This window comes from Nonomuraea montanisoli (assembly GCF_013363975.1).
Classification (GTDB): domain Bacteria; phylum Actinomycetota; class Actinomycetes; order Streptosporangiales; family Streptosporangiaceae; genus Nonomuraea; species Nonomuraea montanisoli.
This window is the reverse complement of the sequence record NZ_JABWGN010000006.1, coordinates 233,857-252,899: the sequence shown is the minus strand read 5'-3', so window position 1 is coordinate 252,899 and position 19,043 is coordinate 233,857. Positions and strand designations below refer to the sequence as shown.

13 protein-coding genes and 3 pseudogenes are annotated in these 19,043 nt (G+C 76.0%); 5 read left to right on the top strand and 11 right to left on the bottom strand.

The features are described from left to right. Nucleotides 1–11 precede the first annotated feature (11 nt). The 3 genes and pseudogenes from HTZ77_RS16725 to HTZ77_RS16720 all read right to left on the bottom strand — a co-directional run. A complete protein-coding gene (locus tag HTZ77_RS16725) occupies nucleotides 12–2,234 on the bottom strand; it encodes a WD40 repeat domain-containing protein (protein ID WP_175590516.1) in 2,223 nt (740 codons plus the stop codon). A gap of 240 nt (nucleotides 2,235–2,474) precedes the next feature. Continuing rightward, nucleotides 2,475–2,687: pseudogene (locus HTZ77_RS48715) on the bottom strand (nSTAND1 domain-containing NTPase); the annotation flags it as partial. 55 nt (nucleotides 2,688–2,742) lie between these two features. Beyond that, a pseudogene (locus HTZ77_RS16720) lies at nucleotides 2,743–3,987 on the bottom strand (nSTAND1 domain-containing NTPase); the annotation flags it as partial. A 339-nt stretch (nucleotides 3,988–4,326) separates the two neighbouring features. Here HTZ77_RS16720 and HTZ77_RS45295 point away from each other — a divergent pair. Then, nucleotides 4,327–5,823, top strand: coding sequence for an alpha/beta hydrolase family protein (locus tag HTZ77_RS45295; protein WP_205302737.1), 1,497 nt, complete (start codon nucleotides 4,327–4,329; stop codon nucleotides 5,821–5,823). A 111-nt stretch (nucleotides 5,824–5,934) separates the two neighbouring features. On the opposite strand, the pseudogene HTZ77_RS48710 reads toward HTZ77_RS45295, so the two are convergent. Continuing rightward, a pseudogene (locus HTZ77_RS48710) lies at nucleotides 5,935–6,276 on the bottom strand (transcriptional regulator); the annotation flags it as partial. Between the two features lie 601 nt (nucleotides 6,277–6,877). Here HTZ77_RS48710 and HTZ77_RS16710 point away from each other — a divergent pair. Further along, nucleotides 6,878–8,074, top strand: a complete 1,197-nt coding sequence (locus HTZ77_RS16710; RefSeq protein WP_175590513.1) for an MFS transporter — start codon at nucleotides 6,878–6,880, stop codon at nucleotides 8,072–8,074. A 27-nt stretch (nucleotides 8,075–8,101) separates the two neighbouring features. Here the strand turns inward: HTZ77_RS16710 and HTZ77_RS16705 are convergent, their stop codons facing one another. The 3 genes from HTZ77_RS16705 to HTZ77_RS16695 form a co-directional block, all read right to left on the bottom strand. After that, complete coding sequence (locus tag HTZ77_RS16705) at nucleotides 8,102–9,535, bottom strand: carboxylesterase/lipase family protein (RefSeq protein ID WP_175590512.1); 1,434 nt, start codon at nucleotides 9,533–9,535, stop codon at nucleotides 8,102–8,104. Between the two features lie 99 nt (nucleotides 9,536–9,634). After that, the gene (locus tag HTZ77_RS16700) at nucleotides 9,635–10,294 is read right to left on the bottom strand and encodes a response regulator (protein WP_175590511.1); all 660 of its coding nucleotides are present in this window, start codon (nucleotides 10,292–10,294) and stop codon (nucleotides 9,635–9,637) included. Next, nucleotides 10,279–11,436, bottom strand: a complete 1,158-nt coding sequence (locus tag HTZ77_RS16695) for a sensor histidine kinase (protein WP_175590510.1) — start codon at nucleotides 11,434–11,436, stop codon at nucleotides 10,279–10,281. Before HTZ77_RS16695 ends, HTZ77_RS16700 begins: the two co-directional genes overlap by 16 nt. Nucleotides 11,437–11,670: 234 nt before the next feature. Here HTZ77_RS16695 and HTZ77_RS16690 point away from each other — a divergent pair, with 234 nt between their 5' ends. Together HTZ77_RS16690 and HTZ77_RS16685 are read left to right on the top strand one after the other, a co-directional pair. After that, nucleotides 11,671–12,588 carry an ATP-binding cassette domain-containing protein gene (locus HTZ77_RS16690; protein WP_175590509.1) on the top strand — a complete coding sequence of 306 codons (918 nt, stop codon included), beginning with the start codon at nucleotides 11,671–11,673 and terminating at the stop codon, nucleotides 12,586–12,588. Further along, on the top strand, nucleotides 12,585–14,831 hold the full coding sequence (locus tag HTZ77_RS16685) for an alpha/beta fold hydrolase (RefSeq protein ID WP_175590508.1): 2,247 nt from the start codon (nucleotides 12,585–12,587) through the stop codon (nucleotides 14,829–14,831). The genes HTZ77_RS16690 and HTZ77_RS16685 overlap by 4 nt, the downstream gene beginning before the upstream one ends. Nucleotides 14,832–14,844: 13 nt before the next feature. Here HTZ77_RS16685 and HTZ77_RS16680 read toward each other — a convergent pair whose 3' ends face one another. After that, nucleotides 14,845–15,204 (bottom strand): winged helix-turn-helix transcriptional regulator, encoded by a 360-nt coding sequence (locus tag HTZ77_RS16680; protein ID WP_175590806.1) that lies wholly within the window; start codon nucleotides 15,202–15,204, stop codon nucleotides 14,845–14,847. Nucleotides 15,205–15,326: 122 nt separating this feature from the next. Here HTZ77_RS16680 and HTZ77_RS16675 point away from each other — a divergent pair, with 122 nt between their 5' ends. Then, nucleotides 15,327–16,289: an NADP-dependent oxidoreductase gene (locus HTZ77_RS16675; protein ID WP_175590507.1), complete on the top strand. Its 963-nt coding sequence runs from the start codon at nucleotides 15,327–15,329 to the stop codon at nucleotides 16,287–16,289. A gap of 66 nt (nucleotides 16,290–16,355) precedes the next feature. Here the strand turns inward: HTZ77_RS16675 and HTZ77_RS16670 are convergent, their stop codons facing one another. The 3 genes from HTZ77_RS16670 to HTZ77_RS16660 are packed head-to-tail and all read right to left on the bottom strand — an operon-like array spanning nucleotide 16,356 to nucleotide 19,036. Continuing rightward, entirely contained in the window at nucleotides 16,356–17,000 is a 645-nt protein-coding gene (locus tag HTZ77_RS16670; RefSeq protein WP_175590506.1) for a response regulator, read from the bottom strand. After that, nucleotides 16,991–18,169 (bottom strand): sensor histidine kinase, encoded by a 1,179-nt coding sequence (locus tag HTZ77_RS16665; protein ID WP_328808620.1) that lies wholly within the window; start codon nucleotides 18,167–18,169, stop codon nucleotides 16,991–16,993. The genes HTZ77_RS16670 and HTZ77_RS16665 overlap by 10 nt, the downstream gene beginning before the upstream one ends. A 9-nt stretch (nucleotides 18,170–18,178) precedes the next feature. Next, nucleotides 18,179–19,036, bottom strand: coding sequence for an ABC transporter permease (locus HTZ77_RS16660; RefSeq protein ID WP_175590505.1), 858 nt, complete (start codon nucleotides 19,034–19,036; stop codon nucleotides 18,179–18,181). Nucleotides 19,037–19,043: the final 7 nt, after the last annotated feature.

Sequence of the window (19,043 nt, the reverse complement as noted above, 5' to 3'; positions counted from 1 at the left end):
GGGACGCGCCTTCACGGGCACGGCGGACGGTGGGGCAGGCCGGTGAAGTACTGTTCCCACTCCGCCCGCGTGATCCGGGGCCGGGCGAGCTCGCAGACGCGGGCCGCGACGCCCCCGAGGTCGTCCCGCCACAGCCGCGCCGACCGGTCCTCGCTCGTGCTGACCAGGGTGTGCCCGTCCGGCCCGTACGTGACCGAGTAGACACGGTCGGTGTGGCCGGACAGCACGGCGAGCGGCGCGGGAGCATGCCCTCGCGTCACGTCCCACAACCGCACCGTGCGGTCGAGGCTCGCGCTGGCCAGGGTACGGCCGTCCGGGGCGTACGCGAGGCCCCGCACCGCGTCGGTGTGGCCGGACAGCACCGCGAGCGGCGCGGGAGCACTCCCCCGCGTCACGTCCCACAACCGCACCGTGCGGTCCAGGCTCGCGGTCGCCAGCGTACGACCGCCGGGCGCGAACGCGACGGCCTGCACCGCGTCGCCGTGCTCGCCGGTCGAGCCCCGGCGTACCGGCCGGCCCGGGTCGGTGACGTCCCACAGCACCGCGGCGTTGAGCAGGCTGGTCGCCAGGGTGCGCCCGTCGGGGCTGAACGCGACCGACAACGTGCCGTCGCCCTGGCTCGGCAGCGTGCCGGCGGAGCGGGGCCGGCCGGGATCGGCCAGGTTCCACAGCCGCACGACGGGGTCGCTCGGGCTGGCCGTGGCGAGCAGGGCGGCGCCGCCCGGACGGAACGCGACGGAGCGGATGCCCTCGACATGCGCCCGGAAGACGGCCACCCGCCTGGGCCGGGCCGGGTCGGCGAGCCCCCAGAGGCGGACGGTGCCGTCGATGCTCCCCGTCGCCAGCAGCGCGCCGTCCGGGCTGAACGTGACCGACTCGACCTGGCCGGTGTGGCCGGTGAGCAGCGACAGCGGCCAGGGACGGTACGGGTCGGCGACGTCCCAGAGCCGGGTGGTGAAGTCCTCGCCGCCCACGGCCACGGTGTGCCCGTCGGGGCTGAACGCGGCGGTGGAGACGGCCGAGTCGCCCGTCGACAGGACGGGGCCGGGCAGGTCGGTCAGGAGCGCGCTGTGGTCGGAGCTGGCCGAGGCCAGGAGGCGGCCGTCCGGGCTGAAGGTGAGCGACCACACGGTGTTGGCGTGCGCCGTCAGCGTCGTGACCAGCAGCGGGGCGCGCGGGGCGGCGACGTTCCAGACGCGCGTGGTGTGGTCCCACCCGGCGGTCGCCAGCGTACGGCCGTCGGGGCTGAAGGTGACCGCCTGGAGCGGCCCGGAGTGACCGGTCAGGCGCGAGAGGGGGACGGGACGGCGCGGGTCGCGGACGTCCCACAGGCGGGTGACGTGGTCCCAGCCGGCGGTCGCCAGGGTACGGCCGTCGGGGCTGACGGCGGCCGACGTGAGGCTGCCGTCGCCGTGGCGCACGCGGCTGAGCAGGCGCACCCGGTGGTCGCCGGTGAGCCGCCACAGCGCGGCGGTGCCGTCGTCGCCGGACGTGACCAGGCCGCCGGGGAGGAAGGCGACGGCGGTGACGCGAGCCGGTTGCGCTCCGGCGACGGCGGTGACGGGAGCCGCGCGCGCGGCGGTGACGGGAGCCGGGTGCGCGGCGGCAGTGGTGACCAGGCGCGGGGCCCGCGGGTCGGCGAGGTCCCACACGCGCAGGACGCCGTCGTCGCCGCCCGTCGCCAGCAGCCGGCCCTCGGGATGGAACGCCAGGCCGAACAGCGCCTTCGGGCCGGCGGCCACGACGGCCAGCGGCCGGAGGGCGCCGCCCGCGACGCGCCACAGACGCAGCGCGCCGTCGTAGAGGGCGCCGGCGAGCAGGGTTCCGTCCGGGCTGAAGCGCAGCGTCTCCACGTCGTCGCTCAGCCCGGCGACCTCGGCGGTGAGGCGCGGGCGGTGCGGGGTGGCGAGGTCCCACAGGCGCACCGTCCGGTCGTCGCCGCCCGTCGCGATCGCGCGCCCGCCGGGGGCGAACGCCACGGTGTTGATCTCGTGGTCGAGCCGCGTGACGAACGGCGTGGTGAACGCGCCGAGCAGACTGCCCCGCGCCTCCAGGGTGGGCGCGAGCCGGTGGGCGGCCAGGCTGAGCTGCGCCGCGAGCGGCGGGTTGACCGCGCGCAGGTCGATCGCCTGGTCGGCGACCCGCTGCGACAGGGCGATGTTGCGCTGCCCGGTCGCCGCCTCCTGGGCGGCCAGGGCGTAGCCGGTGGCGGTCCCGGCCACCACGAGCAGCACGCTGAGCAGGGCGACCAGCAGCCTGAGCCGCCGGGTGCGGCGGCGGGCGGCGGCCTCCTCGCGGGCCTCGGCCGCCGTGCCCGCGGACAGGAACTCCCGCTCACGTACGGTCAGCGCGGCGTCGTGGCGGCCGGCCCACTCGCGGGCCAGGGCGAGGGCCGTCCCGCGGTAGAGGGATCCCGGGTCGCGGCCGAGCGCCGCCCACGCCTCGGTCGCCTCGGCGAGCCGGTGATGGACACGCAGGCCCTCGCGGTCCTCGGTCAGCCAGTCGCGCAGGCGGGGCCAGGACCGGATGAGGGCCTCGTGGCTGATCTCGACGCTGTCGCGGTCGAGGGTGACCAGGCGGGCGCGGGCGAGGTGCTCCAGGACGGCGCCCGTGGCGGGGTCGTCGTCGAGCTGGTGGCGGCGGATGCGGCGCTTGGTGTCCTGGGTGCCCTCGCCGAGCGCGGTCAGGCGCAGCAGGATCTGCCGGGCGAGCTCCCGCCGCGCCGGGGTCGAGCGCGGTGTAGGCGTCCTCGGCGGTCCTCGCGACGGCCTGACTGAGGCCGCCGGCCGCCTCGTAACCGGCGAGGGTCAGGGTGGTGCCGCGGCGCCGGTGCCAGGTCTCCAGGAGGGCGTGGGAGACCAGCGGGAGGGCGCCGGGCTGGCCCGCGGCGTCGGCGACGATCCGTGAGGCCAGCGCGCCCTCCACGATGTGGCCCGCCCGCGCGGCCGGCTGGACGACCGCCTGGCGCAGCTCGTCGGCGGTCATCGGGCCGAGGGGCAGGTGGGCCTCGCGCAGCGCCTCCAGCAGCGCCGGGTGGCTGGTGCAGTGGGCGTAGAAGTCGGCGCGGACGCCGAGGACGAGACGGCAGCGGCTGCCGCCGGCGCGGGCCGCGGTGAGGAGCAGGTCGACGAACCGCGCGCGCTCCGCCTCGTCGTGGCAGAGGGTGAAGACCTCCTCGAACTGGTCCACGATGACGACGAGCTCCGGGCCGGGGGGCTCGTCGCCGAGGAGCTGGCGGGCCAGGCGGTGCAGGGCTCGGGGTTCGGCGGCGAGCTCGTCGCGCAGCGGGCCGGGCGTGCCGCCGGACAGGCGCGCCAGGTGGATCGCGCACTCCTCCAGCGGGTGCGCCCCTGGCGTGAACAGCAGGGCCCGCCAGAGCCGGTCCCCCGCGCGGGCCGAGGTCGCGTCGCCCGAGGTCGCGTCGCCCGAGGTCGCGCCGGACGGGCGGCCCGGCTCGCGGACGGCCGAGGCCGCGTGGGCGGAGGTCGCGTCGGACGGGCGGCCCGGCTGGCGGAGGGCGGCCAGCAGCCCGGCGCGCAGCAGCGACGACTTGCCCGCCCCCGAGGCGCCGAACACCATCACGATCCGCTGCTCGGCGACGCGTCGCAGCAGCTCGCCGGTCACCCGTTCGCGGCCGAAGAACCGCGCCGCGTCCTCCGCCTGGAAGGAGGCCAGTCCCACGTACGGCGAGGCGCCGTCGTCGCCGCCCGGCGCGGGACCGGCCGGCTCCTCGCTGATGCGCCGCCAGCGCTCCTCCCATTCGGCCTCGTCGCCGCCGCAGGCCCGCACGTAGGCCAGCGTCACCGCGAGCGTGGGCAGCCTGCGGCCGGCGGCGGCCTCCGACAGGGTCGCGGCCGAGTAGTGGGCGAGCCGCGCGAGCCGGCGGTAGGTGGGGTCGCCGGCCTTCCTGCGCAGCGCTCTCAGGTCGGCCGCGAAGCGTAGTAACGGGCTGTCTCCGGCGTCCAGGGGACGCTCTGGCCGAGGCACCTGCCCTGTCCTCCTCCGGGTCCGCGGGGACGCCGACGAGATGATCGTCCCGATCTAACAACCGCCGCTTACCGCGTGCAAGTGGCGTCGTGACGGCGACGGGTCCGCGCGGGAGGGAAGGGCACCGGGTCGCGGCGGCCGGACGGCCCCTGAGATCCGGCGTGCGGCCGGGCGACCCTGAGGTCCGGCGTGCGGCCGGACGGTCTTGAGGGGGCCGGCCGTGCGACCCGGGGTGCGACCGCGGTCGCAGATCGGGCGTCGCGCGTCATACCCGGGTGGCACGCATCGCTGGACATTGGGCCGATGTCCGGCGGAGGGCCGCTCTCCGACGATGATCGGGTGAACACAGCGATACTCGGCCTGTCCCCCATGGAGTTCGCGGCCCTGGTGGCCGCCCTGGTGCCGGTCCCGGCCCGCCGGCTGCCGCCCGGCGCGCGGCGGCCGGTGACGCTGGCCGGCGCGGCGGTCTTCGCGCTGTGCGCGATCGCGCTGGCCCTCTCGGGCATCCGCTGGCCCGTCGTGCCGGTGCTCGCGGGCGGGGCCCTCGCGCTGGCGGTCACCGTTCCTCCCCTGTTCGGACGGCATGCCGGACGGGCCGCGCGGTGGAGGCGGTGGACCACCCGGCTGGGGTCGGCGGCGGCCCTGCTCCTGGTCGTGGCCGGGGCGGTGACGGCCTGGGCGCTGCCCGTGCCCGTGTTCCCCGAGCCGTCCGGCCCGTACGCGGTCGGCACCACGGTCGTGCAGTGGACCGACACCGCCCGGCCGGAGCCCGCCACGTCCCGCCGCGACGACCGGCGCGTGGTCGTGGTCCAGCTCTGGTACCCCGCGACCGGCACGACCCCGGCGGCCCGGCGGGCGCGCTATCTCGGCCGCACCGAGCGGGAGGCGCGGACCGTCGCCCACGGCACGGCCGCCTACCTCGGGCTGCCGGGTCTCGTGCTGGACCAGGCGACGCTGGCGACCACGCGGTCCGTGTCCGGCGCGCCGGCGGCGGACGGGCGGTTCCCGGTCGTGCTGTTCTCGCCGGGGCTCGGCGGGGTGCGCACCCAGAACACCGCCTGGGCCGAGGAACTGGCCAGCCGCGGATACGTGGTGGCGGCCCTCGACCACCCGTACGACTCGGCCGTCGTGACCCTCGCCGACGGCCGGGTGATCCGGACGCGGCTCGCGGCCACCGGCGATCCGGCGGAGGACAACCGGCGGGCGGCCGCGTGGGCCGCGGTCCGCGCGGCGGACCTCCGCTTCGTCCTCACCCAGCTCGGCCGCCTCGACCACGGCGGGTCGCCGGGCACGCTCGCCGGACGGCTGGACACGGGCCGGGCCGCGGTGACCGGTCACTCCCTCGGCGGCGCCGCCGCCCTGCAGGCCGCCCGCGAGGACCACCGGTTCGCCGCCGTCATCGACATCGACGGCTATCCCCGGGACCCCGCCCCGGGGCCGTTCCCCCAGCCCGCGCTCGCGCTCGTCCACGACATCGAGCCCGGGCAGGAGCGCGACTACGTCGACCGCATGACCCGGGTGCTGGGGCTCAGCACGGCGGCCGGCTACCGGCTGACCGTTCCCGGCACGGCGCACCTGACCTTCACCGACGCGCCGCTCTTCCTGCCGCCGCTGCCCGCGCTCGTCGGCTCGCCGGACCGCGACACCGGACCACGCGACACCGGATCACGCGACACCGGCCGACCCGACACCGGCCGACCCGACACCGGGCCACGCGACACCGGGCCACGCGTCACCGCCGACGTCACGGCCGCCTTCCTGGACGCCACCCTGCGGGGCGCGCCGGGCGACCTGGCCACGACCTTGTCCGCGTACGGCAGGCTGACCGCCCTGTAACGTCTCTGAGCCGCCGCCCTCGTCCCCCTCCTGGCCCTCGACCAGGGCGTCGCCCAGCCGAGTCCGGGAGTACAGGACGGACCGGCCGGCGCGTCGCCGCCGGATCAGGCGGGCGTCCAGCAGCACCTTGAGATGCCGGCCCACCGACCCCAGCCCCTGGCCGGTCAGCGCCACGAGCTGGGTCGTGCTCTTGGGGCCGTCGAGGAGGACGAGGACCCCGGCCCGGGCGCTGCCCAGCAGCCTGCCCAGCGCGTCGGGCGGCGGCGGAGGGTCGCCTCCGGCGAGCGGTCCCCGGCACGGGTACACCACCGCGCACCGGTACGGCACCGGCTCCCAGCTCACCCAGCCCCTGTTCGGGGTCACCGGCACGAACAGCAGCCGGGCGCCGGCCAGGTCCCGGGGCGGATAGTCGTAGGCGTTGATCTGCAGCCGGCCCTCCCCCAGCCAGCGCATGCCGGGCCGCATGTCCCCCAGCGTCGCGGCCCAGCCGCCCTGGCTGAGCCGTTCCGACCTGGCGGCGATGTCGGCCTCGATGACCCTGCGGCGGCGCGGCCAGGTGGGCAGCACGGTCTCGCGCCACACCCATTCCAGGAGATCGGCCGCGCGGCCGGCCAGGTCGTCGCGGCCTTCCAGCGCGGCCGGGAGCGGCCCGTCCAGCGCGACCGCGAGGTCCGCGCGGACGGCCTCGGCGGGGGTCGCGCGGACGCGTCCGACCTCGGCGTCGAAGGGCGTCTCCCCTTCGCCGGCGGGTGTGGGGGCCAGGAAGTCGGCGGTCCAGCGGCGCCTGAGCGCGGCATGGACGAGCCGCGCGGTGATCGGGTCGGCGGACAGCCGGCTCCGGTAGGAGAGCAGGTGGGCGTCGAGCCAGGCGCGCTCGCCCGGGTGCGCGGCCGTGCCGCTCGCCAGGGTCTTCAGCCCCGCCACGGTCTCGGCCAGCGCGGAGACGACGAACCGGCTGCCGGCGAGGGTGTCGGCGTCGATCTGCCACCAGCCCAAAGTTTCGCCCCCTCGCGAAACCTTAGCAGGGGCACTCCGGAGCGGATGAGATTCCCGCATGCGTACCTATGGGGATCTCTTCCGCGTTCCGCAGTTCGCGCCGCTGTTCGCCTCCTCCGCCGCGCAGACCATGGGCACGACGGTGAGCGGGCTGGCCCTCGGCACGCTCGTCTACGCCGCGACCGGCTCGCCGCTGCTGTCGGCGCTGAGCATGTTCGGCTCGTCCTTCGCCCAGGTGGTCGGCGCGACGGCGCTGATGTCCGCGGCCGACCGGCTGCCGCCCCGGGCCGCGCTGGCCGTCCTGGCCGCGGCGCTCGGGCTCGGCACGGCCGTCCTCGCCCTGCCCGGCCTGCCGGTGTGGGCGTTGTTCGTGGTGCTCCTCGGCCTCGGGCTGGTCGCCTCGCTGGGCGGCGGGGTGCGCCAGGGGCTGCTGACCGAGCTCCTCCCCGAGCGGGCGTACGTGCTCGGCCGCTCGGTGCTCAACGCGTCGGTGGGCGTCACGCAGATCTGCGGGTTCGCCCTGGGCGGCCTGCTGCTGGACGCCCTGTCGCCCCGGGGCACGCTGCTCGTCGCGGCGGCGCTCGACCTCGCCGCCGCGCTGATCGCCTGTCTCGGCCTGGGCCACCGCCCGCCCCGGGCCGCGGGGCAGCCGTCCGTCGCCGCCACCTGGCGCGTCAACGTCCGGCTGTGGTCGTCGGCGCCGCGCCGGTACGTCTTCCTCGCCCTGTGGGTGCCGAACGGGCTGATCGTGGGCTGCGAGGCGCTGTTCGTGCCGTACGCGCCCGGCCACGCGGCGCTGCTCTTCGCGCTGGCCGCGGCCGGCATGCTGGCCGGGGACGTGCTGGTGGGCCGGGTCGTGCCCGCGCGGTGGCGGGAGTGGCTCGCCGCCCCGCTGCGGCTGCTGCTGGCCGTCCCCTACCTGGTGTTCTTCCTGCATCCGGCACCGGTTCTGGCGGCGGTGGCCGTCACCGTGGCCTCGGTCGGGTACGCGGCGAGCCTCATGCTCCAGGAACGGCTGGTCGCCCTCACCCCGCCGGACGCCCGGGGACAGGCGCTGGGGCTGAACTCCTCGGCGATGATGACCATGCAGGGCGTGGGGGCCGCCCTGGCCGGCGCCCTCGCCCAGCACACGTCCCCGGCTCTGGCCATGTCGGTGATGGCGGCGGCCTCGGTCCTCGTCACGCTGTGCCTGGCGCCGGGGCTGCGATCGGATCCCGCGCGCCAGGAGCCCGCGTCCGAGCCGGTCGCCTTGTGAGAGGGTCACCGCCTCACGGCGGGTCCGTCAGCCGATGACCGGGAAGCCCGTTCTCGACCAGAGCGCGCGGGAGGCCGCCTCCGGGTCCTCGGCGTCGTACGGGGAGACGTCGAAGAGGCGGGTGGTGGCGGTGGCCGGGTCGTGGCGCGGCCAGCCGGGGTCGCCCGTCGCGGCGAAACCGGTCCAGGCGGTGACGAACTGCTCCGACACCTTCGGCAGGTCCGGTGACCCGCCGGTCAGCCCGGTGGCCATGTCGTCGCCGACGTTGCCGAAGACGAGCGGGACCTCCAGCCCGTGGCAGGCCCGGAAGGTGTCCGTCGGCGACCAGGTCAGCTCGTAGGCGTAGGTGGTGCCGGAGTGGGCGTCGGCCAGCAGCGCGCTCGGCATCCGGAACATCCAGTCCGACATCAGCACCTCGTACAGCTCGCCGTCGGACGCCCCCGGCCTCATCCGCCGGTAGACCTCCTCCGCTCCGGCGGGGGCGAGCGTCTCCAGGGCGCCGGCCAGGTTCGCCGACCGCCCGGCGCCCATCGAGCCGAACAGGCGGAACTCGTCCTTGGTGAAGCCCACGACCAGCTCCACGTCGCGGGCCGCGCCGGCCGCCAGCGCGCTCCACGGCGTGTCGGGCAGCACCTCGCCGTCCACCACCGGGGCGAACGCCAGCCCCGCGTACCCCATCGGGCCCCAGCGGCCCGGATCGCCGAAGATCACCCGTGCCGCGATGTCCTCGGCGGCCGCCAGCAGCGCCTCGGGCGCGCTCTCGCGCAAGGAGCCGCCGCCGAGCCGCCGCCCGACCTCCTCGGTGACGCGGGCGGCGTAGGCCGGGGTGAAGAGCATGGACGGCACGCTCTGCGCGATGGCCCGCCCGAACAGGCCCTCGGCCATCGGCATCGTCAGCAGGCAGGAGATGGCCCCGGCCCCGGCCGACTGGCCGAACACCGTGACGTTGCCGGGGTCGCCGCCGAAGGCCGCGGCGTTCTCCCGCACCCAGCGCAGCGCCGCCACCATGTCGAGCAGGGCCCGGTTGTCGGGCGCGCCCTCGACGTGGCCGTAGCCCTCGAAGCCGATCCGGTGGTTGAAGGTGACCACCACCACGCCCCGCCCGGCCAGGTTCGCCCCGTCGTAGGTGGGCAGGCCGGCGTAGCCGGAGCGGTACGCGCCGCCGTGGATCCACACCATCACCGGCAGCCCCGAGCCGCCCGGGTCGGGCGTCCAGACGTTGACCGTCAGGCAGTCGAGCCCCGCCGCCGGGTCCCATGCGGGCATGCCCGGGAACATCGGCGGCTGCGGCGGCCGCGGCCCGAACCGGGTGGCCTCCAGCACGCCGTCCCAGGGCTCGGCCGGCTCCGGCGCCGCGAACCTGAGCGGCCCGAACGGCGCCCTGGCGAACGGGATGCCCTTGAAGGCGGTGACGCCGCCCTCCTCGATGCCGCTCACCCTGCCGGTGCTGATCGTCGTCATCGGCAACCTCCCCAAGGTCGTGATCTCCTCCGGCCCTCAGTCTCCTCGCGGGCATGGTCGCCCCCTCATCCGGGCCGGGCGATCGGCGGACGCGGGGGTTCACGGCAGGTGCGGCGCGGCCTGGAGATAGGCGAGCACCGCCATCACCCGCCGGTTGTGGTCGTCGCACGGCGGCAGGCCGAGCTTGGCGAAGATGTTGTTCGTGTGCTTGCCGACCGCCTTGTCCGTGACCCGGAAGCGGGCGGCGATCGCCAGGTTGGACAGGCCCTCCGCCATCAGCGCCAGCACCTCCCGCTCCCTCGGGGTCAGCCCGCCCAGCGGCTCGTCGCGGCTGCGGCGGGTCAGCAACTGCCCGATCACCTCGGGGTCCATCACGGTGCCGCCCGCGGCGACCCGGCGCACCGACTCCACGAACCGGTCGACGTCGCCCACCCGGTCCTTCAGCAGGTAACCGACCCCGCCCGACCGGTCGGACAGCAGCTCGCGGGCGTAGAGCTGCTCCACGTACTGCGACAGGATCAGCACCGGCAGCCCCGGCACCAGGCGGCGGGCGGCCAGCGCGGCGCGCAGCCCCTCGTCGGTGTGGCCGGGCGGCAGCCGGACGTCGATCACGGCCACGTCCGGGCGGTGGCGGGTGAGGGCGTCCAGCAGCATCGGGCCGTTGTCCACCGCCTCGGCCACCTCGAAGCCGCCGGCCGTGAGCAGGCGGATCAGGCCGTCCCGGAGGAGAGCGAGGTCTTCGGCTATGACAACGCGCACGGGAGCTCCATGGTGAGTTCGGTCGGGCCGCCGGGAGGGCTGTGCAGGGTGAGGCGTCCGTCGAAGGCGGACAGGCGCCGGTCGATGCCGCGGATGCCGGTGCCGGCCGACCGGTCGGCGCCGCCGCGGCCGTCGTCGCGCACCGTCACGCGCAGCAGGCCGCCCGTGTGGGACACCCGCAGCCACGCGCGGGACGCGCCGCTGTGCTTGGCGACGTTGGTCAGCGCCTCGGCGGTGGCGAAGTACGCCGCGGACTCCACCGGGGCCTCCAGGCGGCCGGGCAGGTCGATCCGTACCTCGACCGGCGCCGGGCACAGCAGCGCGGCCGCCTCGATCGCGCCGGCCAGGCCGCGGTCGGCCAGCACCGGCGGGTGGATGCCGCGCACGAGGTCCCGCAGGTCGGTCAGGGCCTGGGCGGCCACCTCCCGGGCCTCGTCGATCATCTGCCGGACCTCTTCCGGGTCGCCGGCGCCGCGGGCCAGTCCCAGGTGCATCCGGATCGCGACGAGCTTGGCCTGCGCGCCGTCGTGCAGGTCCCGTTCGATGCGGCGCAGCTCCGCCTCCCGCGCGTCGACCACCACGGACCGCGACTCGGTGAGTTGCCTGATCCGCGCGGCCGGCGTCAGGCCGGGGAGGAGCAGCAGCGCCGTCAGCCGCGCCTGCACGGTCCTCAGCAGGGGCAGCGCCATCAGGGTGATCGCGGCGATGGCCGCGACGGAGACGCTGAAGGCCAGGGTGGTCACCGACTCGGCCTGGACCACGCGCACCCGGAAGAAGACGTAGTCGAAGGCGGCCACCAGCACCCAGACGACGAGGGCGGGGCCCGGCCAGGTGACCCCGTGCACGGCGAGCCAGGCGACCTCCCGCCGGGTCGCGGGGCCGCGCTCCTCCGGTCCGGGGCGCCAGTGGTGCGGCTCGGGCCCCTCCGGGTCGAGGACGCGGGCCGCCCAGGCGCGCTGGAACCGGGCCAGGGAACCGACGAGCGCGAGCACCCGGACCAGTGGCGGCCGGCCGAGTCCGGCCACCGGCACCAGCACGACGCTCACCAGCAGCAGGGCGGCCAGCGCCAGCGCCGCCACGCCCGTGGCGGCGCTGAGCAGCAGCCCTCCGGCCGCGCCGCACACGCGGCGAACCCGGATCACGACGGCCCTCCTACGTGCCCGCGGCGAAGCCGGATCACGACGGCCCTCCTGCGCGCCCGCGGCGAATCCCGATCACGGGCAGCAGTCTGCCCGATCGGCGGCGCCGTGACGGTAGGCCCAGACCTACCGGCGGGGGTGGGGATACCCGCCACCGGCGGTGGGCGCACCCCCATCGTGATCGGCCGGCCGTGCCGGAAGGCTGACGGCCGTCAACCGAGCGACGAGGGGAAGACCGTGATCGAAGTGATCGGGCTGACCATGAGATACGGCGGCAAGGTCGCCGTCGACGACCTGAGTTTCACGGTGAGACCGGGCCTGGTGACCGGTTTCCTCGGGCCGAACGGCGCGGGCAAGTCCACCACCATGCGCGCCGTCCTCGGCCTGGAGCCGCCCGGTGCGGGCATGGCGCTGGTGAACGGCCGCGCCTACGCGTCCTTCCCCCGGCCCCTGCGGGCGATGGGGGCGCTGCTCGACGCCGGAGCGGTGCACGGGGGCCGCAGCGCGCACGCGCACCTCGCCTGCCTGGCCCGCAGCAACGGCATCGGCCGCGACCGGGTGGACGCCGTGCTCGACCAGGTCGGCCTGGCCGGGGTCGCCGGCCGCAGGATCGGCGGGTTCTCGCTCGGCATGCGCCAGCGCCTCGGGATCGGCGCGGCGCTCCTCGGGGATCCCGGGGTGCTGATGCTCGACGAGCCGCTGAACGGGCTGGACCCGGAGGGCATCCGCTGGCTGCGCGAGCTGTTGCGGTCGCTGGCGGCCGAGGGCCGTACCGTGCTGCTCTCCAGCCACCTCATGAACGAGATGGCGCTCACCGCCGACCATGTCGTCGTCATCGGGCGCGGCCGGCTGATCGCCGACTGCGCCATGGACGCCCTGGCCGGGCGCTTCCAGGGAGAGGTGCTCGTGCGCACGCCTCAGGCGGAGCGGCTCGCCGGCGTCCTGCGCGCGCACGGGGCGGCGGTGGTGGCCGAGGACGGCGGCGCCCTGTCGGTGCGGGACCTGGACGCGGCGCGGATCGGGGTGCTCGCGCTGTCGGAGGGGATCGCGCTCGCCGAGCTGTCCCCGCGTGGAGCGTCCCTGGAGGAGGCGTTCATGCGCCTCACCGAGGAGAGCACCGAGTACAGGACGGGTCTGCCGGAGGCCGTCCGATGAGGGACGTGATCGCCTCGGAATGGCTGAAGCTCCGCTCGCTGCGCTCGAACCTCCACCTGCTGGCCTGCTCGGTGGCGGCCGTCCTGGCCTGCGGCGGGGTGGCGTTCCTCATCGGCCGCGGGTTCGACCGGCAGACGGTCGAGGAGCGGATGGGCTTCCCTGGCAACGGGGACGGCCTCGGCAACGGCATCGCGGTCGCGTACTTCGTGTTCGCCGCGCTGAGCGCCCTCGCGATCACCTCGGAGTACGGCACCGGGATGATCCGGACGAGCCTGGTCGCCGTGCCCCGACGGCTGCGGCTGCTGCTGGCCAAGGTGCCGGGGCTGGCCGCGGTGTCGCTGGTGGCGGGCCAGGTCCTGGCGTTCGGGATGCACCTGGCGGCGATGGCGGTGCTCGGCGACCGGGCCGACCAGCTCCTGCGCGACGGGCAGACGCTGGGCACGCCGCTGTCGGAGCCGGGCGTGCTCGGCTCGGTGGTCGCCGCCGGGCTGTCGATGGCGGCGGTCACGCTGGTCGGGCTCGGCGTCGGGGCCGCCGTGCGCTCCACGCCGGGCGCCCTGGTCGTCCTCGCCGTGGTCATCGTGGCGCTGCCCACGGTGGTGAAGACCCTCCCCTCGCCGCTGCGCGCCCAGGCCGGCTCATTCATGATCGAGAACCTGCCGGCGCAGATCGCGGGGGTCGGCGGCGGGATCCTGCCCCCTGCCGCGGCGGCGGGACTGCTGGTCGCGTACGTGGCCGCCGCGTTGACGGCGGGCGCGACGGCGATCGCGCTCAGGGGACGCCGGATCAAGGTCCTGGCCATCGGCACGGCCGCCACCGTCCTGCTGGCGGCGGGCCCCGTCGTCGTCGCGTCCGGTCCGACCGGGTCCGTTCCGGGGTCGTCCCTGGCCTGGACGGGCTGCGCGGACAAGGAGGTCGTCAAGGAGATGCGGTGCGCCACGATCGAGGTGCCCGTGGACTGGTCCAGGCCGTCCGGCCGGAAGGTCGGGCTGACCGTCGGCATGCTGCCCGCCACCGGCGTCGGGCGCCGGATCGGGGCGGTGTTCGCGATCCCCGGCGGGCCCGGCGCGTCGGGGGTGACGGATCTCAGCAGGTACGCGGGCAGCTTCGCCGAGCTGCGCGAGCGCTTCGACGTGGTCACGGTCGCCCCCCGCAACACCATCGACAAGGGCGTGCTGCCGTACGCGTGCCTGGTCTCCGGCCCGTGGATCACCCTGCCGGACAGCCGCGCCGAGTACGCCGCGCTGGGACGACGCAACAGGCAGGCGGCCGAGCGGTGCCGCGCCGCCGATCCCGATTACTTCGACCACATGGACTCGGCCTCGGTGGCGCGGGACATGGAGGCGATCCGGGTCGCGCTGGGAGAGGAGAGGCTGAGCTTCATCGCCTCCTCCTACGGCGGTGTGCCCGGCATCGCCTACGCCCGGCTGTTCCCCGGCCGCGTCCGCGCGATGGTCATGGACGGCGCGGCCGACCCGTTCATGGACCGCGCGCAGGGCATGCGCTCCCACGAGAGGTCCTTCGGCCGGTTCGCCGCCTGGTGCGCGGCGAACGCCGCGTGCGCGCTGCACGGGCAGGACGTCGGCGCGCTCTGGCGGGCGCTGGTGGCGCGGGCCGACCGCGTCCCGGTGCCGGTCAGGGGGGAATCCTCCCGGGCCGCCTACAGCGGGTTCGATCTGAAGCAGGCCGCCGTCGCCAGCGTCGTCTCGCCGGGCCCCGCGCCCGGGTATCCCCGCTGGACGCAGCTCGCCGAGGCGATCAGGCGGGCCGCCGGCGGTGACGCCTCCGGGTTCGCCGACTACGTCCGGCAGGCCGGCGGCAGCCCGAAGGTCCCGTCGTTCACCGGCATGAACATGACCCACTGCCTCGACGGTCTCGGCTACCGCGACTACGAGCAGTACCGGACGGCCCGGCTCGCGGGCGAGCGGCTGCTGCCGGACCTCGCGGGAATCGAGCTGTGGCACCCGCTCGGCTGCGCCGGCTGGCCCGCCCCCGTCGTCAACCCGCCCGCGCCGCTGCCCGCCACGGGACTGCCGCCGTTCCTGGGCGTCGGCTCCTGGACGGACTTCGACCAGTCCGCGGACATCGTGCGGCGGGTGCCGGGGTCGTCGGCGCTGCGGTACGAGAGCGACGGCCACGCCCTGTACAACAGTGGCGTCTCGTGCGTGGTCGCCCACGTCAACCGCTACCTGATCAGCCTGCGCCCGCCCGCGCCGGGCACGGTCTGCCGCCCCGCCGCCTGAGCCCGCGGCTTCGCTACGACCGGGCGGGGATCTCGTGCAGGTGCTGCTCCACCCAGGAGCGCAGCATGCCCAGCGGCACGGTCACGCTGCGGCCCAGCTCGGTCAGCGCGTACTCCACGTGCAGCGGCACGGCCGGGTACACGGTGCGGTCGACGAAGCCCGCCTCCTCCAGCCGCCGCAGCGTCTGGGTGAGCACCTTGGGGCTGACGCCCTGGAGCTGCCGTTGCAGCTCGCCGAAGCGCCGCGGCCCGTCCTCCAGGGCGCCGATGGCCAGCGTGGACCACTTGTTGGCCAGCAGGTCGAGCACGTCGCGGCAGGGGCAGAGCGCCGAGTAGACGTCGTGGCGGTCGTGCTCGCCGCTGGGGCACCTCATGATCACGGCTGGGACTCCTCTCGTACTACCCAACAGATAGTAAGACTCCTTGCGGGTTACTACCACCGTGCGGATAGCGTCCGGGATCGTCGCACCAAGCCCATCAAGCAAGGAGAAACAGCATGTCGACGCCCACCATGCGCGCCGTCAGCCAGCCCGCGTTCGGCGGCCCCGAGGTGCTGGAGCCGGTCCGTGTCCCCCGTCCCGAGCCCCTGCCCACCGAGGTGCTGGTCCGGGTGCGCGCCGCCGGGGTCAACCCGGTGGACTGGAAGACCCGCTCCGGGGGCGGCATGGCCGGGGTGCTCGGCCAGCCGCCGTTCATCCTCGGCTGGGACGTCTCCGGCGTGGTCGAGGAGGTCGGCTTCGGCGTGACCACCTGGAAGCCGGGCGACGAGGTGTACGGGATGCCGTGGTTCCCCCGCGCGGCCGGCGGCTACGCCGAGTACGTCACCGCCCCCTCCCGCCAGTTCGCCCGCAAGCCGGCCACCCTGGACCACGAGCACGCGGCCGCCGTACCGCTGGCCGCCCTGACCGCCTGGCAGGCGCTGACCGACACGGCGGGTGTCCGGCCCGGGCAGCGGGTGCTGATCCACGCCGGAGCGGGCGGCGTCGGTCACCTGGCCGTGCAGTTCGCCCGCCACCTGGGCGCGCACGTCGTCACGACGGCCCGCGCGGCCAAGCACGAGTGGCTGCGCAAGCTCGGCGCCGAGGAGACGATCGACTACACCACGACCCGCTTCGAGGACGCCGTGGCCGACGTGGACGTGGTCATCGACCTGGTGGGCGACGGGCACGACGCCACCAGCACGCGTTCGCTGGGCGTGCTGCGGCCCGGCGGGCTGCTCGTGGCGGTCCCGTCCGGGGTGTCGCCCGAGGTGGCCGAGCGGGCGCGGGCGGCGGGGGTGCGGGCCACGCCGTTCCTGGTCGAGCCCGACGCGCCGGCGCTGGCCCGCATCGCCGCCCTCATCGACCAGGGCGACGTCGCGGTCGAGGTGGAGGGCGTTCTCCCGCTGGAGCAGGCCGCCGAGGCGCACCGGCGCGGCGAGGAGGGACGCACCCGGGGCAAGCTCGTCCTCAACGTCTGATCCGTACGATCGCGGCGCGCGCCCCCGACCTCCTGCCCGCCGGCCGAGCGTCTCCCGTCGAGGCGGTCAGGCGTCGAGATAGCGCAGGATGGCCAGGACGCGGCGGCTGTAGCCGGGGTCGCGCGGCAGGTCGAGCTTGTCGGTGATGGCGTTGATGTGTTTCTCGACCGTGCTGAGCGACACGTGCAGGCGGGCCGCGATCGCCGTGTTGACGTAGCCCTGGGCGAGGTGCCGCAGCACCTCCGTCTCGCGCGGGCTCAGCCGGCTCAGCGGGTCGGCGCGGGCGGTGCGGGCCAGGAGGCGGCGGACCACCTCCGGGTCCACGACCGTGCCGCCCGCGTGCACCCGTCCGAGGGAGTCCAGGAAGTCGGCCACCTCCGAGACCCGGTCCTTGAGCAGGTAGCCGAGCCCCTCGGTGCGGCCCCCGAGGAGGGTGGCCGCGTAGGTCGTCTCCACGTACTGGGACAGGACGAGCACGCCGACGTCCGGGAGGCGTTCGCGGATCTCGAGGGCCGCCCGCAGCCCCTCGTCGGTGTGCGTCGGAGGCATGCGCACGTCGATCACGGCCACGTCGGGGCGGTGCGAGACGACGGCGTCGAGCAGCGCCGCGGCGTCGCCGACGGAGGCGACGACCTCGTGCCCGGCGTCGCCGAGCAGCCGGCTCAGGCCCTCGCGCAGCAGCACCGAGTCGTCGGCCAGGATCACCCGCACGGCGCCTCCCTGGGCAGCGTCGCCGCGATCGTGGTCGGGCCGCCCGGCGGGCTGTCGACGGTGAACGTCCCGTCCAGCGCCAGGACCCGCCTGGCCAGGCCGGACAGCCCGCCACCCGCGGGGTCGGCGCCGCCGGCGCCGTCGTCGGAGATCGCCACACTCACCGTCCCGTCGTCCTCGGTCAGCACGACCAGGATGTCGCCCGCGCCCGCGTGCTTGATCGCGTTGGTGATCGCCTCGCGGGCGACGAAGTACAGGGCCGTCTCGACCTCGCGCACCGGCCGTTCGGCCAGCCCGTAGTGTACGGTCACCGGCACGCCCGACCGCTCGGCCACGCCCGTGAGCGCGGCGCGCAGGCCCAGCTCGTCCAGGGCCGTCGGATAGATCCGCCAGGCGACGCTGCGCAGCTCGTCCAGGAGCCGGCGCGACTCGGTGTAGGCCTGGGCGACCAGCTCGCCGGCTCTGGCGGGGTCGGCGTCGTGCCGTGCGCGGCCGAGCAGCATGGCCAGCGCCACCCCCCGCTGCTGGACGCCGTCGTGCAGGTCGCGCTCGATCCGGCGCCGTTCGTCGTCCACGGCGCGGACGATGCCGGAGCGGGTCGCGGTCAGCTCGGCGATGCGCCTGCGCATCAGCTCCTGCCTGCCCGGCCCGAGGAAGTGGCCGGCCAGGCGGCGCTCGGCGGCGCCGGCGACGAGCGTCGCCGGCACGGTCAGGGTCAGCAGGAGCGCCGCGGTGACCAGCCCGACGATCCCGCTGTCGGTGACCAGCCGCACGCCGGGCAGGTTGACGGCCACGGCCTCGCCCTGCCCGGTGACCAGGGCCCACAGCCCGCCGGTCAGGAGCAGGCCGGACAGGAACAGCCCGGCCGCGAAGGCGTACCCCACCACGACGCCCAGGGCGGCGCGGGCGGCGAGGAAGCCGTAACCGCCGCTCACCGGCTCGGTGGCGTGGTCGAACCAGCGGGCGAGCCGCGCCCGCTCCAGCGACACCAGCCGGGCCAGGCCACGGCCGGCGGCGGGCCGCGCGGGCGGGATCAGCCGGGCCGGGACGGCCGCGCAGAGGAAGGCCAGTTCCACGATCCCGAGCGCCGCGCCCGCGAGCACCCCGGTCAGGGTGCGCGCGACCCGGTGGCCCGGCATGGAGGCGAGGGAGAGGGGGGAAGCCGGCACGGCCGCAGTCTAGGCGTCGCGCCGGCGCAGCATCGCGTGGCCGGCGGCCAGCGCCGCCGCCGTCCAGGCCAGCAGCCAGGCCAGCCCCTCACCCGCCGGGTACGGGATCGGGCCCCCGGTGATGGTGTCGGCGCTTTCCAGGAAGGCGAGCCCGGCGAACAGCGGCATCCGCAACGACGCCTCCAGCGCCACGGAGCCGCCCGTCATCAGCAGGAGCATCGGCACGCCCATGAGCAGCATGAACACGACGCTCAGCGTTCCGGCGGCGCTGCGCACGGCGGCGCCCACGCCGACGGTCATCACCGACACCAGGGCGAAGAAGAGGCCCATGCGCAGGAGGTCGAGCGCGATGTCGGCCGGCGGCAGCGCCACGCGGACGCCGAACACGTCCGCGGACAGCACCGCGGCGACGGCCGCGGTCGCCGCCGTCCCCGACAGCACTCCCGCGACGGCCGCCACCGGCGCCACCACCAGCGCCTTCGCGGCGAGCACCCGGCCGCGGACGGGCACGGCCTGGAGCGTGCCCCAGATGCCGCGCGAGGCGTACTCCGAGGTGATCACCAGCGTCGCCATCGCGGCCATCGCGAACGGGACGAGCGCCGCGGCCGACAGCACCGGCTCGCCGGCGGTGAGGCGCGCGTTCCCGGCGCCCGAGCGCGCCAGGTCGGTGGCCTCGCCGGCGCCGACCGTCACCGCGCCGAGCACCATCAGGGCCGCCGCGCCGGCCAGGCACCACCAGGTGGAGCGGACCGACCACAGCTTCACCCACTCGGCGCCGACCGCCCGGCCCAGCGGCACGAGCTCCGTCGAGCGGGCCGCCGCCCTCTGGCCCCGCCTTCCTCTCGTCGCGTCTTCCACGCTTTCCACACTCACG

Bases quoted from the DNA above. Each gene is read 5' to 3' on its own strand.
- HTZ77_RS16710 (WP_175590513.1), top strand. From the start codon at position 6,878: ATGCGTACCTATGGGGATCTCTTCCGCGTTCCGCAGTTCGCGCCGCTG.
- HTZ77_RS16705 (WP_175590512.1), bottom strand. From the start codon at position 9,535: ATGACGACGATCAGCACCGGCAGGGTGAGCGGCATCGAGGAGGGCGGC.
- HTZ77_RS16685 (WP_175590508.1), top strand. From the start codon at position 12,585: ATGAGGGACGTGATCGCCTCGGAATGGCTGAAGCTCCGCTCGCTGCGC.
- HTZ77_RS16680 (WP_175590806.1), bottom strand. From the start codon at position 15,204: ATGAGGTGCCCCAGCGGCGAGCACGACCGCCACGACGTCTACTCGGCG.
- HTZ77_RS16675 (WP_175590507.1), top strand. From the start codon at position 15,327: ATGTCGACGCCCACCATGCGCGCCGTCAGCCAGCCCGCGTTCGGCGGC.